14 protein-coding genes are annotated in these 14,239 nt (G+C 63.6%); 6 read left to right on the forward strand and 8 right to left on the reverse strand.

The window, feature by feature from the left end:
• Positions 1-55: 55 nt before the first annotated feature.
• Positions 56-1,648: a phytoene desaturase family protein gene (locus tag ABLE91_RS18735; protein WP_348933257.1), complete on the reverse strand. Its 1,593-nt coding sequence runs from the start codon at positions 1,646-1,648 to the stop codon at positions 56-58.
• A gap of 131 nt (positions 1,649-1,779) precedes the next feature.
• Between ABLE91_RS18735 and ABLE91_RS18740 the strand changes: the two genes are divergently transcribed.
• The 5 genes from ABLE91_RS18740 (at position 1,780) to ABLE91_RS18760 (ending at position 6,087) form a co-directional block, all read left to right on the forward strand.
• Complete coding sequence (locus tag ABLE91_RS18740) at positions 1,780-2,826, forward strand: ketopantoate reductase family protein (protein WP_348933259.1); 1,047 nt, start codon at positions 1,780-1,782, stop codon at positions 2,824-2,826.
• A 75-nt stretch (positions 2,827-2,901) separates the two neighbouring features.
• A complete protein-coding gene (locus tag ABLE91_RS18745; RefSeq protein ID WP_348933261.1) occupies positions 2,902-3,558 on the forward strand; it encodes a hypothetical protein in 657 nt (218 codons plus the stop codon).
• Between the two features lie 8 nt (positions 3,559-3,566).
• Positions 3,567-3,968 carry a hypothetical protein gene (locus ABLE91_RS18750; protein ID WP_348933263.1) on the forward strand — a complete coding sequence of 134 codons (402 nt, stop codon included), beginning with the start codon at positions 3,567-3,569 and terminating at the stop codon, positions 3,966-3,968.
• A 544-nt stretch (positions 3,969-4,512) separates the two neighbouring features.
• Positions 4,513-5,142 carry a hypothetical protein gene (locus ABLE91_RS18755; protein WP_348933265.1) on the forward strand — a complete coding sequence of 210 codons (630 nt, stop codon included), beginning with the start codon at positions 4,513-4,515 and terminating at the stop codon, positions 5,140-5,142.
• Between the two features lie 246 nt (positions 5,143-5,388).
• Entirely contained in the window at positions 5,389-6,087 is a 699-nt protein-coding gene (locus ABLE91_RS18760) for a hypothetical protein (protein WP_348933267.1), read from the forward strand.
• A gap of 101 nt (positions 6,088-6,188) precedes the next feature.
• Here the strand turns inward: ABLE91_RS18760 and ABLE91_RS18765 are convergent, their stop codons facing one another.
• The 5 genes from ABLE91_RS18765 to ABLE91_RS18785 are packed head-to-tail and all read right to left on the reverse strand — an operon-like array spanning position 6,189 to position 11,111.
• On the reverse strand, positions 6,189-7,340 hold the full coding sequence (locus tag ABLE91_RS18765; RefSeq protein ID WP_348933269.1) for a Gfo/Idh/MocA family protein: 1,152 nt from the start codon (positions 7,338-7,340) through the stop codon (positions 6,189-6,191).
• A gap of 16 nt (positions 7,341-7,356) precedes the next feature.
• Positions 7,357-8,253, reverse strand: a complete 897-nt coding sequence (locus ABLE91_RS18770; protein ID WP_348933271.1) for a polysaccharide deacetylase family protein — start codon at positions 8,251-8,253, stop codon at positions 7,357-7,359.
• A 4-nt stretch (positions 8,254-8,257) separates the two neighbouring features.
• Positions 8,258-9,388 (reverse strand): C45 family autoproteolytic acyltransferase/hydrolase, encoded by a 1,131-nt coding sequence (locus tag ABLE91_RS18775; RefSeq protein WP_348933273.1) that lies wholly within the window; start codon positions 9,386-9,388, stop codon positions 8,258-8,260.
• A gap of 32 nt (positions 9,389-9,420) precedes the next feature.
• The gene (locus ABLE91_RS18780) at positions 9,421-10,248 is read right to left on the reverse strand and encodes an ABC transporter ATP-binding protein (RefSeq protein WP_348933275.1); all 828 of its coding nucleotides are present in this window, start codon (positions 10,246-10,248) and stop codon (positions 9,421-9,423) included.
• Between the two features lie 23 nt (positions 10,249-10,271).
• Positions 10,272-11,111: an ABC transporter permease gene (locus ABLE91_RS18785; protein ID WP_348933276.1), complete on the reverse strand. Its 840-nt coding sequence runs from the start codon at positions 11,109-11,111 to the stop codon at positions 10,272-10,274.
• 213 nt (positions 11,112-11,324) lie between these two features.
• Between ABLE91_RS18785 and ABLE91_RS18790 the strand changes: the two genes are divergently transcribed.
• Positions 11,325-12,110 carry an IclR family transcriptional regulator gene (locus ABLE91_RS18790; RefSeq protein ID WP_348933278.1) on the forward strand — a complete coding sequence of 262 codons (786 nt, stop codon included), beginning with the start codon at positions 11,325-11,327 and terminating at the stop codon, positions 12,108-12,110.
• 12 nt (positions 12,111-12,122) lie between these two features.
• On the opposite strand, the gene ABLE91_RS18795 is transcribed toward ABLE91_RS18790, so the two are convergent.
• Both ABLE91_RS18795 and ABLE91_RS18800 read right to left on the reverse strand, forming a co-directional pair.
• Complete coding sequence (locus ABLE91_RS18795; RefSeq protein WP_348933280.1) at positions 12,123-12,749, reverse strand: hypothetical protein; 627 nt, start codon at positions 12,747-12,749, stop codon at positions 12,123-12,125.
• Positions 12,750-12,779: 30 nt separating this feature from the next.
• Positions 12,780-14,174 (reverse strand): selenium-binding family protein, encoded by a 1,395-nt coding sequence (locus tag ABLE91_RS18800; protein ID WP_348933282.1) that lies wholly within the window; start codon positions 14,172-14,174, stop codon positions 12,780-12,782.
• Positions 14,175-14,239 lie beyond the last annotated feature (65 nt).

A 14,239-nucleotide genomic window follows, 5' to 3' on the forward strand; every position in this document is an offset into this window, starting at 1 on the left:
GAACGGAACATCGGTGATTTGCTCGTAGAATGCAACCTTAAGTAGTGCATCGCCCTCAATGCCGCCATTCCGGGGCCGGCATCGGGATCCAAGTGCGCTCAAGCCCAAGATCATCCACGACAGCATTGGCGGCAATATAGCCGGGCGCGCCGTTGAGCCCGCCGCCGGTGCCGGTGGTGGAGGAGCCGCAGAGATAGAGGCCGGCAATGGGCGTGCGCGTGCCGGACAATTCAGGATGCGGCCGGTTGATGCCGAGCTGGCTCGGCACCCAGGCGCCCATGCGCGCCGCACCCTGCACCATGTTGATGTTCAGCCTCTCATAATCGAGCGGGGTGCACAAATGGCTCGCGCGGATATTGTCGCCGTCCAGATTGTCCGCGTGGACGCGCCAGTTCTCCAGAAGCCGGGCAGCGTATTCCTCGCCGCGCGCGTCCCAGTTGGCGGGGCTGCCATCCACCGAATAGGGGGCGAAGGGCCACCAGAAGGCCACGTGCCCGTCCGCCGGGCTGTAGAGGGGATCGACCGCGCTGTTGCAGGCGCCATTGCCCATCAGGATGTCGGGGAAGCGGCCGGTCTCGCAGGCGTGGAAGGAGGCCTCGATATCGTCCAGGCTCTCCATGCCGAAGAAGGTGTTGAACGCCTTGCCCACGTTCGCGTCATAGGCCGCGCTGCGATAGGTGGGCGGGCGCTTGAGGGCGAGGTGCAGGGTGACCGAGGAATGGTTGCCCCAGTACCAGTTGTTGAGCTTGTCGCGCACGCTCTGGGAATAATGTTCCTCGCCGGAGATGCGCATGGTGGTGGGCGCATCGATGCCGGAGGCGATGAAGCGGGTGCCTTCGAGATATCCGCCGTCATCGAGCCTTACGCCGGTGGCGCGGCCGTCTTTCACCACGATCTCGCGTACGTCGGCATCGGTGATGATGGTGCTGCCGCCGGCCTCCAGCACCCGCGCCAGCGCCCGTGTGAAGGAGGCCGAGCCGCCGACCGGCAGCGTATAGCCGCGCACGGCCGCCATGGTGCCGGGGAACATGGCGCCTGCGCCCGGCGCGTTCTCGATGGTGCCCACATGCATGAGCGCGGCGAACATGGTGCGCACGCGCTCTTCCTCGAAATAGTGCTTGATGACGCCGAAGAGGTCGTACTGGGAATGGGAGAGGAATTCCTTGCCCTGCGGCCCGGGGAGGCGGTCGCGCAGCACGTCCGGCGCGAGTGGCGCGCAGTAGCGCAGCGAGGTGAGGAGGGGGCGCATCTCCCGGTCATAGCGGATGGAGAGGTCGCGGAAGGTCTCCGCGTCGCGCTTGGAGAAGCGGGCGATGGCCGCGCAGCTCGCCTCCAGATCCTGCTGGAGCACGATGCATTTGCCGTCCTTGAACATGGTGCCCTGCTGCACCAGCGGCTCCACGAAGGAGAAGCCGAAGCGATAGAGTTCCAGGTCCCGCATTAAGGGCGCGTGGCGGAAGCCCATGTAGAAATTGGAGTGGATGTTGAAGCGATAGCCGGGGAGGGTGGGCTCCTCCGTGGTGCAGCCCCCGCCGATGCGGTCGTTGCGCTCCAGCACCGCGACCTTCAGGCCGGCTTTGGTGAGATAGGCCGCCATGACCAGGCTGTTGTGCCCCGCGCCGATGATCACGCCATCATAGGTGCTCATTTCGACCCCATCCCCAGATGTTGGCTTCTTTCGATATCATATATTTGATATCTTTTTCAGGATCGTCAACAAGTCGGTTAGACTGTGGCCTGGAAAGGTTTGTTCTGATGAAAAATATTGCGAAATATCAATTGGATAATTCAGGTCCGGTACTGGTCTGGGGCGCTGGCGCCATCGGCTCTACCATCGGCGCCCATCTGGTGAAGGCGGGTCGCGATATCGTTTTCGTGGACGTGAACGACGCGCATCTCGCCGCCATCCGCGACGGCCGGCTCTCCATTGACGGGCCGGTGGCGCAGATGACGGTCGGCGCGCCCGCGCTGCGGCCGGAGGAGGTGGAGGGCACGTTCGGCCTCGCGCTGCTGGCGGTACGGCTTCCCCAAACCACGCAGGCCATGGCCGCTTTGCTGCCGCATCTGGCGCAGGATGGCATCGTGGTGTCCTGCCAGAACGGCCTCGGCGCCCGCGACGTGGCGCGCGCTGCCGGCGTTGAGCGCACCGTGGCGGCCTCTTTCTTCCTGCCCGCCGACTATATCGGGCCGGGCCATGTCACCTATGGCGCGCGGGCCAGCCTCACCCTCGGCACCCTGGACCCGCAGCGCGGGCCGTCGCTGGACCGGGTCCTCGACGTGTTCCACGACTTCGATCCCGACATCCATGTCTCCGACGACATTTTCAGCGTGGTCTGGACCAAGATGGCCTATGGCGCGCTCCTGGGTGCAGCGGCCATGGATGATGGGCTCACGGCAAAATTCCTGAGCGACCCGCGGCTGCGGCCCATCGCGGTCCGCATCGCCCACGAGGTGACCGCGGTGGCGGCGGCGAGCGGCCACCCGGCGCAGGACGCGCCCTGGTTCCAGCCCAATGCGCTGGGCTCCAGCGATCCGGTGCGGCAGCAGGCGTGCGTCGACGCGGTGCTGGCGCGGCTGAAGGGCTCCGCCAAGCAGCACAGCGGCTACTACACCCAGATCGTGAACGGTGCCGTTCCGGAACTGGGCGTCCAGTTCGAGCCCATGCTGACCCTGGCGAATGCCTATGGGCTCTCCGTGTCTGTGGCCCGGAGGATGCTGGAATTGCTGAGCGAGCTTGAAGCGGGACGCCGGACGTTCGGGCCGCACACGATGGATGAGCTACTGGAGGTGGCGGTAGCAGCATCCAGGGCCGCTCGCGCTTATTAGGAAAATATACCTTGATTCTTTGCGTGTCTTTTGATAGGAATAATAGCCTACATCGACTCCTGGAATGAGGTGGCTATGTCGATTAGAGAGGGTATCTACCGGGACATTCTAAGGTACAGGTCGCTTGTTGCCGCAGAAGTTTTTCTTCTGAAGCTGGCGGTAAACAATCCAATTTGTGTAAGAAAATCAGAGATTGCTCGAATAAATTCAAATCTTGCAGCACGCAAGTTCCAGTTGGCATGCGCTCTCTATTTCGAATCCCAGCAGAAGGCTGGTTACAGAGAGGGCCAGCCGCGCTGGTCCGCTGGAAATGGCATATTCAGCGGCCGGTGGTCTGGCGGGTCAGGCGCTGGCCTTTCCGCGGAAGGATCTCCGAGCCCGCCGATCAGGGGGCATCATTTCGTTCCGAAAGAAGTATTTAATGATCCGGAGATGGGTTTATCAGAGGTAGCTCGTAATGTATTTAACGAATCTGTAACAGGGCGTCTTCAATACGGTCATCATCGATGGAGTGAATCTCATCGCAGATACAATAAAGCAATAAAAGAAACGCTTGATTCATTTTTACGAGAGCGAGGAGTAAATCCATCAAGTATGACAGATAATCATGCGAAGGAGTTTATTGATGTAGTAAAAAGATCGAACGATCCTCGGATCCGTGATTTTAATCTCAAAATATTCCGACGCGAAATAATGTATTGGCTTCGCCGCGCCCCACGTGGAAATGAATGAGGATTTTCATGGCCAAGCACAATGATGATGACGCAGCTATTGCGATCTTTGAGGATATATGCGGACACGCTCGGGCCGAGCTGCAGCGTCATGGAAAAGAGGGGACATTCGAAGGAGACTTTTGGATTCTTCAGAGTTATTGGGGTGAGCCTCAAGTCAGGCTGTCGATACAGAACCTCGATCTGCTGCGACCGCACGTCGTTCATGCACTTCGGGCTATCGTCAAAAAATTTCCCGGATGGGAAATTGTTGTTGTTGTGGAGGTTGACGAGCACCTGGACGACTGGCCAAGTATGGGCCTTTATATTCGCTCGCATGAGATCATTGACGGTCTTCAGCGGCAATATTTTCCTTTGGAACTCCAAAATATAGAGTATGATGGAGCAAGGCGTGGCACGGAGATGGACTAAACTAAACTAAACGGCATCGATACTCGATGAAGTGCTTTTAGAGAAGAGAATGTCATGGCCGAGCTTGTCCTGGCCATTCACGCGGTTTCGCTGGGCATAGGCTAATGGTTGACGGGCGCGCGCCTGGGACGGACCCAGGTGCGCGCCGTGGCCGCCGCGAGCGGCCATCCGGCGCAGGGCACATCCTGGTTCCTGTACAATTGCTGGGCTCGGGCAATCCCATGCGGCAGTGGGCGCGCGAGGATCTGGTACTGCTGCGCCTCAAAGGGTTGGCCAAGCAGCACAGCGGCGACTGAACCCAGATCATGCAGGGGGTAAGCCGGAACTGCTCGGTGAGCCTTGAGGAGGGCCGGAGGCGCATTAGGCCGGAGGCCATGGACCTTCTGCTCGCGGCAAGGTGAGGGCCGATCCGTCAGCGCCGCACGTTCGCGGTGGTATTTTGCCCGCACACTTGCATTGCCGGCGATGGTCAGCCTCGCGCAAGCTTCGAGTATAACTTTACCTTAGGTTCGAGCCTCACGCCGCGTGGTCACAGGGGGATGCCATGCTCATCGTCTCGCCGATGATGCCACCCGTAAATCCCGGCAGGGCCGGGAAATTGGCCATCGATGACGCGATGGTCAGGCTGAGGATTAAGAAGATCGGGCTGGACAGTCAGCTTGATAAAGCGATGACAGCGCCTCGCGCCACCGGCGAGGAGGGAATCGCGCAGAAGAAGCTCATCAAGCGTCTGGAGGACGAACTCAGGGAGCTTAAAACGCAGCTCGCCGAATTGTCAGCCAAGCTCGATATGATCAAGGCCGAGACGGTCAAGGAACAGAACTCCCCTTCCACGGCCCAGACTGGCAGGGCAGCCAAACCGGAAGAAAGCCGGAAGCTGGAAGATGGCAGGGAAAGCAAAGATCCCTATGCCAGAGTTACGGCCGACCTGACGCCGTTTGGCGAAGACGCAGATGCAAAGACGGCGAAAGCCGGGCCGAATAAGGATTCGGTGCAGGGACGCGCGCTCCTGGATGCGTCAGAAGAGGATCCCAGAGATCCAAGGACCTTCGACAGGGTTCCGGGCCGGGACGCGAACCACGACGGGCGCGACGACAAGGAGGCCAAACAGGCCCATGCCGCCAGGGAGCGCCGGTCGGGCAACCTGACCTATTGGCTGGACGGCCGCCGCTAACCGGGGCTCCCGGTTCCCATGCGCTCTACGGCGTGAGCGGCCGGTCGGTCCAGCGTCCCTCGCGGCTGGAGCAATAGCAGGTATCTACGGATTGCAGCCGCTTTGCGCCCTCGATGGGCGCTGAGGGGAAGGGCGTGTCTCGCTACACCTTCGCTGATCCTGCAGATTCATTGCCGACAATGGTCAGCCTCGGGCCAGCTTCCGTTGCGAACCTACTCTGAGTTGTATTTTTTATCTGAGATTGCCATGGTTTCCGTGTCTGCGACCAAACCGCCCGCCCCCACCGGACCGGCGGGAAAGGCTGACATCACGGCTGCGATCGTTACCCTCAAGATCAAGCAGCAGGAATTGGAAAAACAGCTGGAGGAGCTCAAGCAGGCGGGGGTTCCCGCTGACAGCGGGGCCGCTGCCGATCAGCGGAACGACATCAAGGACCTGGAAGACAGGCTCAAGCTGATCAAAGGGCAGGTCAGCCAGTTGTCCATGAAGCTTGAAATGACCAAGAGCGACGAGAGGAAGAAGGAAGAGAAATCCGGGTCGGAGGCGGGAAAGGCCGGGATGCAAAAGGCCGAAGAAAACAATGCGAGGAAAAATCCCTACGCGCCTCTGTTCAAGAACGATCTGACGCCTCTCAGTGAGGAGACCGATCCTAAGAAAATCGAAGCCGCGAAGAACGGCAAGGATGTGGTGCGCATCCTCCACAAACGGGGCGATCGCGACACCATGGACAAGAATGCCGTCGCCACGGCCCTGCTGGTGCCCCAGGCCGGCGCGGCGCGGGCCGCTGATGAAGAACGCAAGGCTGACGACCGGAACCCGCTGCATGTGGGCACGGCCGGGGACAAGAACCGCCCGGGGTACGACGATGAAGACAAAACAGGCGTGCGCGGAACCAGGGAACGCCGCCCTGGCGACCTTCCCGAGTGGATGGACGGCGACCGCTGACGCCAGCGCCGACACCCCTTTCCGTCATCCCCGCACTTGATCCGGGGATCTCTTGAAAGTCCTGGCACACCGGTCCTGGGAGAGAGGCCGGGGGTGTCGACCTAGAGCGTCAGCTCCGGCAGGTCGATCCAGCGCCGCTCGCGGTTCGAGCGATAGCAGGCATCTACCAGTTGCAGGCCCTTGGCGCCCGCGAGCAGCGGGGAGGGGAAGGGCGTGCCCTCCACCACATGCTTCAGGAACAGCTCCCAGCCGCAGCGATAGCTGTTCTTGAAGGGATCTACGTCGGGCACCTCCTGCCAATGGGCAAAGAGGTCCTGGTCGAGCTTCGTCTGCACGTCCCAGGCGGGCTTGGGCGTGGCCACCTCCGGCTGGATGAAGCAGCGGTGCAGGGTCGCCACCGCCGAGCCCTTGGTGCCGTCCACCTGGAGGGTCAGCATGTCGTCCTTGCGCACGCGGGTCGCCCAGGAGGAGGAGACCTGCACCAACGCGCCGCCCTCCAGTTCGAAGGTGGCGGCCACCTCGTCCTCAACGTCCACGTCATAGGGCCGGCCCGCCTCGTCGCGGCGCTTCGGCGTGACGGTGGAATGGCGGCAGGTGACGGCCGTCACGGGCGCGACGAGACCGTCGATCATGTAGCGCCAGTGGGGGAACATATCGAGGATGAGGCCGCCGCCCTCCGCCTTCTTGTAGTTCCAGGAGGAGCGCTGGGCGGGGTGCATCTCGCCGTCGAAGATCCACCAGCCGAAGTCGAGCTTCACGGAGAGGACGCGGCCGAAGAAGCCGGCGTCCTTCAGCTTGCGCAGCTTGCGGAAGCCGGGGAGGAACACCTTGTCCTGAACCACCCCGTTCTTCACCCCCGCTTTGTCCGCCGCGCGGGCGATGGCGAGGGCGTCCTCCAGCGTGTCTGCGATGGGCTTCTCGAGATAGATGTGCTTGCCGGCCTCGATGGCCTGGAGGGAGCGGGGAAGCCGCCCGGCGGTGGCCGCCACGTCGAAATAGATCTCGACGGAGGGGTCGGCGAGAACCGCCGCCATGTCGGTGGACCATTCGGCCACATTGTGGGCGGCCGCCAGCTTTTCCAGCTTCTCCGCATTGCGGCCGACAAGAATGGGCTCCGGCACCAGCCGGTCGCCGTTGGAGAGGGCGATGCCGCCCTCCTTGCGGATGGCGAGGATGGAATTGACGAGGTGCTGGTTCTGGCCCAGCCGCCCCGTCACACCGTTCATCGCGATGCGGATCTGACGTGCAGCCATGGTGCTTTTGATCCCGTCAGGCCTTGGCCTTCAGCGCGGCTTCCGCCGCCACATAGGCTTCCGCGATCTCGGTGCCGGTGGCGAACCACACGCCGGGGAAGCGCCGCACCTCCTGGATGAACTTGCGCAGATTGGCGATGCGCGAGGGCCGCCCGGAAATCTGCGGGTGCATCACCACGTCAACGAGCCCGCCCCAGCGGTAGATCTCGTAGAATTCCTCGAGCCAGCATTCGAGGATGTGGCTGTTGGGCTGGATGGTGCGCGGATTGCGCACCGAGAACAGCGCCATGGGGGAATCGTCGATGGACCAGTGCCAGGGGATCTCCACCACGCCCGGCGTGCCGTCAGCCAGTTCGTGGCGATAGGGCACGATGCCGTCCATGAGGGTGGAATCGTAGAGGAAGCCCTTTTCCGTGAGCATGCGGATCATGTTGGGGCTGGATTCGCCCGCCGGCGAGCGGAAGCCCTTGGGGGTGACGCCCACCACGCGCTTCATGGCGTCGAGGCCCTTGTTCATGGCCTCCTCTTCCTGCTCCGGGAAGTCCGGGTCGATCCATTCGTGGAGATAGCCGTGGTGGCCCAGTTCATGCCCCTCGGCGAGGATGCGCTCCACTGCCTGGGGATAGCGCTCGATGGTCCAGCCGGGCGTGAAGAAGGTGGCCTTGATCTCCTCCTCCTTCATGAGGTCCAGCACCTTATGGACGCCGACGCGGCCGCCATAGATGCCCTGGCTCAGGATGCCGGGCTTCCTCGCATTGTCGGGATCGCGGGAGAACCACAGCGTCTCCGCATCGAAGTCGAAGGTGAGCATGACCGCGCAGCGTGCCCCGTTCGGCCAGGGGAACGGCTCGTCCATGCGCGAGAAGGGCCGCTCGGTAATGGGTGTCGGCGGGACCGGGATGGCCGGATGCATGTTCTTATTCCTCCCCATCGATGGTGAACGGCACGTACGGATAGGTGCAGGGCGGGCCGTTCGCGACGTGCATGGTCCGCGTGTTGAGGTCGATCAGCACTGCGCCGGTGGTCATGGTCCTTTTGGCGGGCGGCTGGGTCTCGTCGGGATGCCGGCAGATGGCGTTCGGGAAGCCGAAATGGTCCTGCGCCGCCGCCTTCATGTCGTCGAGCGAGATGGCGCCCGCCGTGCGCGTCAGAAGCCGACGGATGCGCGAGGAGCGGTAGAGCGTGTTGGGGGCGATCTTCTCCATCTGCGATTCCCCATGGCCCGTTCCCACGAAATGGTTGGAATGGGTGAGGACGCCGCCTTCGGGATGGAGATAGGTGAGGTGGTTCGGCGAGGTCTCGATGTCGATGATCTCGCCGTCCGCATGGCCGATCATGAAATTGGCCGAGCAGGTGCGGCGGGTGTCCACGATGGGGCGCAGCGCATTGTCGTAGCGCCCCGCGTCCAGCACCTCCCGGCAGCGCATATGGAACGGCTTCTCATAGGGGTTCACGCCGTCATTGGAGGAGGCGAGGCCGTTCTCCACGAGGCCGATGCCCTCTTCGTTCACTCCCATCTTGCCGCCGACGATGCCCGCCTCGGTGAGGCAGACGAAGCTCGGGCGGTCCTTGCGGCGGACGCGCAGGACAAGGTTGCGGTTATGCACGCCTTCCAGCCAGTCCCAGTTCTGGCCGAGCCAGGTGTGGCCATCGGCGGTGGTCTCGGGGAGGAGGCCGAACGTGGTGCAGCCGTCGGGGCCGACGGTGAGCAGTTCCTTGCGCAGCGCCTCGTTGCGCGCCGCATCCTGGCCGAACAAGGTGAAGGCCAGCTCATAGCGCGCATTCAGCACGGCGATGGCGGGATCCCCATGCCGGGAGCCCTCGGCGATGCCGCGCATCTCCTCGGCATATTCCTCGTTCTGCCGCCGGATGGAGGCGAACCAGCGATTGCCTTCCAGGAAGGCGGTGTCGCGGTCGAGGCCGGAGGCCTCGAAGCGCCGGAGATAGGTTTCGAGATTGGAGGCGATGTCGTCGGCGAAGCGGGCGCCGTGGAGGCGCCCGCGCTCGCGCGGATCATCGCCGACCGTCAGTGAGGGAACGGCCTGCATGGCGTCAAAGCCCCTTTGATCGGAAGGATGCGTCAGGACATGACCTCGTAGAGCTCGCGGTTGAGCTCCAGCACCAGCTTGGAGAAGCCCTCGGTGAGCCGGGTCTCCGGCGTGCGGGGGCGGGGAAGATCGATCTCGAAGACGCGGTGGATGCGGCCGGGGCGGGGGCTCATGAGCACCACGCGGTCGGAGAGCAGCACCGCCTCGCCGAGGCTATGGGTCACGAACAGCACCGTCTTGCGATACTGCTGCCACACCCGCATCAGCTCGAAGGCCATGCGGTCGCGGGTGATCTCGTCGAGGGCCGCGAACGGCTCGTCCATCAGCAGCACGGCCGGGTCGAGGGCGAGCGCGCGGGCAAGGGCCGCGCGCTGCTGCATGCCGCCGGAAAGCTGGTGGGGGAACTTGTCGCCGAAGCCGGTGAGGCCCACCACATCGAGCAATTCCTCCGCCGAGGCGCCGGTGGTGGAGACCTTGCCCCCGTGCCCCTTCACCAGGGATTTCAGCAGCCCGATGTTCCGGCGGATGGTGAGCCAGGGCATCAGATTGGCCTGCTGGAAGACAAGGCCGAGCCGGCCTGCCTTGCGCATCTGGCTGGGGGACGCCCCGGCGATGGTCACCTGGCCGCCGGTGGGCCGCATCAGATCGGACACCACCTTCAGAAGGGTACTCTTGCCGCAGCCAGAGGGGCCGATCAGCGAGACGAACTCGCCGTCCTTTACCTGGAGGTTGATGTTCTTCAGCGCGGTGACCGGCTCGGTGCCGCCGGCGCCGTAGACCACCGTGACGTTGGAGATGGCGATGGAGGCGCCCACATCCGCGGGCGCGGCCACTGCACGATCTGCATCCATGACTGTCATGACCTGCTCCTATGCTGTGGCTGTTATTCCTGGGTGGTCTGGTCGCCGGACGCCCGCCGTTTCCACGACAGCCGGCTTTCGATGAGCGACATGAGCCAGAAGAAGCTCGTGCCGATCACGGCCAGGGAGATGATGGCGGCGAAGGAGCGGGCGGTGTTGAAGTTGAAGCTGCCCGACAGCACCAGATAGCCGAGGCCGTTCGAGGCCGCGAGATATTCGGCGACGATGGCGCCCAGCACGGCCAGGGTCGTGGCGATGCGCAGCCCGGCGAAGATGTAGGGCATGGCATAGGGCAGGCGGAGCTGGAAGAAGATCTGCCGCTCGGTGGCCGCCACCGAGGTGAAGACGTCCCGCAGGCCCCGGTCCACTTCCTTGAACCCGGTCATGGTGTTGATGACGATGGGAAAGAAGGCGATGGCGGTGACCACGAGAAGCTTCGAGTGGAAGCCCGCGCCCACCCACACCAGGATGAGAGGGGCGATGGCGATCTTCGGCACGCTCTGGAGCGCCACGAAGATGGGCATCACGCACTTCTCCACCAGGGGGAAGCGGATCATGATCGAGGAGACCAGAAGCGCGAAGAAGACCGCGCACAGATAACCCGAGACCATGCTGGTGATGGTGGCGGTGGCGTGCATCTGAAGCAGCGACCACTCATTGTACATGAGCACCGCGATCTGCGAGGGCGCCGGGAGGAGGAAGGCGGGCACCTTGAAGAAGCGCACCGCGAATTCCCAGAAGCCCAGGAGGAAGGCCGTGAGGATGAACGGGCCGAACCTCTCGATCACGCCCCGCAGCGTGATGCCGCGCGCGGCGGGGGCGGGGGTGGCGATGGAAGCTTCGGTGTTCTGGATGTCCGTCATCGTGCCCACCTCCCGGATCGGGAGGTGCCGGCCGAATGACGCCGGGACGTGAACAGCGGGACGTCATCCCCGCTTGAAGCGAGACCGCTTGCCATGAAAGTCCCCATCTGATATTTGCGTATCGATATACAATACGATCGTTTTTATTCTATGAGAAAGGAACGCCCCTTGGGTGGGTTTGTCAACTCCCTCGCGACACCGGAGGAGGCCCCTGTGGAAGAGGCTCCGGGGATCGATCCGCGGCAGTTCGTCAACTCGCTCGGCAAGGGGATCGCGGTGCTCGAAGCCTTCTCGGCGCATCCCGGGCCCATGAGCCTCCAGGAGATCGCCGGCCTTGCGAAGCTGGACAAGAGCACGGTGCAGCGCATGGCCTATACGCTGCACCAGCTCGGCTATCTCAGGAAGGGCCTCGACGGGCGCGGCTTCTGCCTCGGCCCCAAGGCGCTGGACCGCTCGTTCGACTTCCTGCGGAGCTGGCCTTTGATCGAGCGGGCGACGCCGGTACTCAACGAGCTCCAGCAGACCTCTCACGAGCGCGTCGATCTTTCCATCTTTGACGATCTGTCCATCTGCTACGCCATCCGTCGCCAGAGCAAGCGGCAGACCTTCTATGCGACGCTGATCGGCCGGCGCATTCCCACTTATTGCTCCTCCGGCGGGCGCGCCATCATGGCGAAGCTCTCGGATGGGGAAGTGGACAGCATCCTGAAGCGCTCCGACCTCGTGGCGCTGACCCCGAGGACCATCACCGACCCCGCCGAGATCCGCCGCCAGGTGGCCCGCGCCCGCAAGGAAGGCTATTCGCTGGTCTATGATGAGAGCCTGATCGGCGAAGTGGCGGTGGCCTGTGCCATCCTCGACCACCGTGCCCGCCCGGTGGCCGCGATCCACATTGCCGGCACCCTTTCGGAGTGGGACCCGGAGAGCTTCGCCAAGCGCTTCTCGCCTTTGGTGGCGGAGGCTGCGGGCGCGCTCAGCGGGGCCATCGCGCCGTTCTGAGGGGGCCGATCCTCACAGGATGAGGAAGAGGCCGGTGGCGGCCAAAGCGGCGGTCCAGATCAAATCGAGATTGATCCAGCCCCGCCGCAGGAAGGCGAGGCCGGCCCATTCATAGACGATGCCCGCGACCGCCGCGGTCACGGCCAGCGTCGCGCCCGCATGCACGGCCACGGCCGCAAGGGAGATGGGGAGCGATCCCGCCGCCAGCAGCTCATGGGACGGCGATGCCGAAAGGCACAGCGGAATGACCACGGGGAGGAGCATGAGCCCCGCGCCATGGGCGGTGGCCATCATGAACGACCATAGCCCGAGCCCCACAAGGCCCGTCCGCATGCCCACGCGCACGCGGTGGCGGTGCCCGTAGAGCGCATAGTACAGCGCCCAGCCGAGGAGCATGGCACCGGCCGCGAGATTCAAAATGCGGGGGTCCACGATCAGCCCGAGGGTCACGACCGCGGCCACGACCATTGCGATCGAAACCGTATGGCCCACGGCGATGGGGATGAGCGACAGCCACACCACCCGCCGGCTGTGCCGGTTGAGCCCGAGCCCGACCGCGAACAGCCATCCCATGGCCGGGTTGATGCCATGGAACGCGCCAAGGCCCGCGAGCACGAGCCAGGGCGAGATGTTCGTCATGGATCGCCACCGCCTGCGCCACCCGCTCCGTCACGGGTAGCAATAGGAATCCGACGAGCAGTCGCCGCCCTCCAGGCGCACCTGGTGGGGGCGGTGGCCCTTCGGCCAGTCGACGAAGAATTTTTCATCGAACCCGATGCCGCCATTCTCCCCGACATCTAGCTTCACCATCCAGCCGTCGATGCCCTCGGGATAGAATTGCGGATCGATGGCGCCGTAGAGCGAGTTGGTGAAATAGACCCGCTTCCCGTCCCGGCTGATCTCCACCATTTGCGGGCCGCCATTGAGCGCGCCGTTCGCCGCTTTCGGGTGGGTGGCCTTCGCCACGATGCCGCCGATGCGGACCTTGCCGGCGAGCTTCGGGCTCATGGGGTCCGACACGTCATATTGCAGCATGTCGCCGGTGCCCCAGCAGGACACGTAGAGGAAGCGGTCGTCCATGGACAGATCGATGTCGGTGACCAGCGGCGGAACCGCCTTGAACCCCTTCAGGAGCGGCGGCAGGTCGTCGGCGTCGGCGGGCTCGGCCGGGATGTCGATGATCTTCCTGACCGCCCATTTGTCGCCGTCGCGGTACCAGGTCCAGATGGAGGAGGACAGGTCCTTCAGGCTGATCACGCAGCCCACGAATCCATAGGCTTTCCTCGGATCATGGGCGGGCCGAAGCTCGAACACGAGCTGGTATTCCGCGCCGAGGTCGATCTCCTGGAGGTGCTTGCGCGTGTGCAGATCCCAGAAATGCAGCCGGCGCCCATATTTGCTGCCGAGCAGGATTTCCGGGACGAGGCCGTTCTCGAAGGTATCAGGCGTTCCCCACTCGCTGGTCACCATGGTGTCGTGGCCGAGGTGCCACCAGAAATCATAGGCCAGCTCCTGGGACCCGCGGTCGATCTCCCATTTGCCGAGCACGTTGAAGCTCTCTGGGTCCAGCAGGAAGATCCCGCCGGGCCGCTTGCCCTCGCGATTGCCGAGCGCGTTGACGTAGATGCCCTCCGGCCCGCAATGGATGGTGTGCAGCCGGGAATAGCCGGCTTTCTCGGCGATCTCCTCGGGCTCGATCACCCGCACGATCTTCGGGTTCCGGGGATCGGGCTTGGTGTCGATGATATGCAGCCGGGACGAGCGAAGCCCCGGCACCACGAGATAGCGCCGCTCCATGTGCGGGTGCGGCGCGTTCGGGCACAGGCAGGACGAGCAGGCGTTCCAGCCGAAATGGTGGAGTTCGTCCCCCACATTCGGCATCTCGACCTGGCCGACGATCTGCGAATAGCGCGAGGACTTGGGGTCGACGTCCACCACGGCGATGGCGTCCGGTCTTTTGCGATCGGGATCGAAGGCCGCCACATAAGCGAGGCCTTCGCGGGGCGCCTTGGCCGCCATGCGTGGTGAAGGGTAGAATGAGGGGTCCGGTTGCCACGCCGCCATAACTCATTCCTCCCTGTTGCGCCGCTTTTGGCCGCCATGGGGACTAAGTTAAGCCTGACACCGGA

The organism is Aquabacter albus (assembly GCF_040049275.1).
Lineage (GTDB): Bacteria > Pseudomonadota > Alphaproteobacteria > Rhizobiales > Xanthobacteraceae > Aquabacter.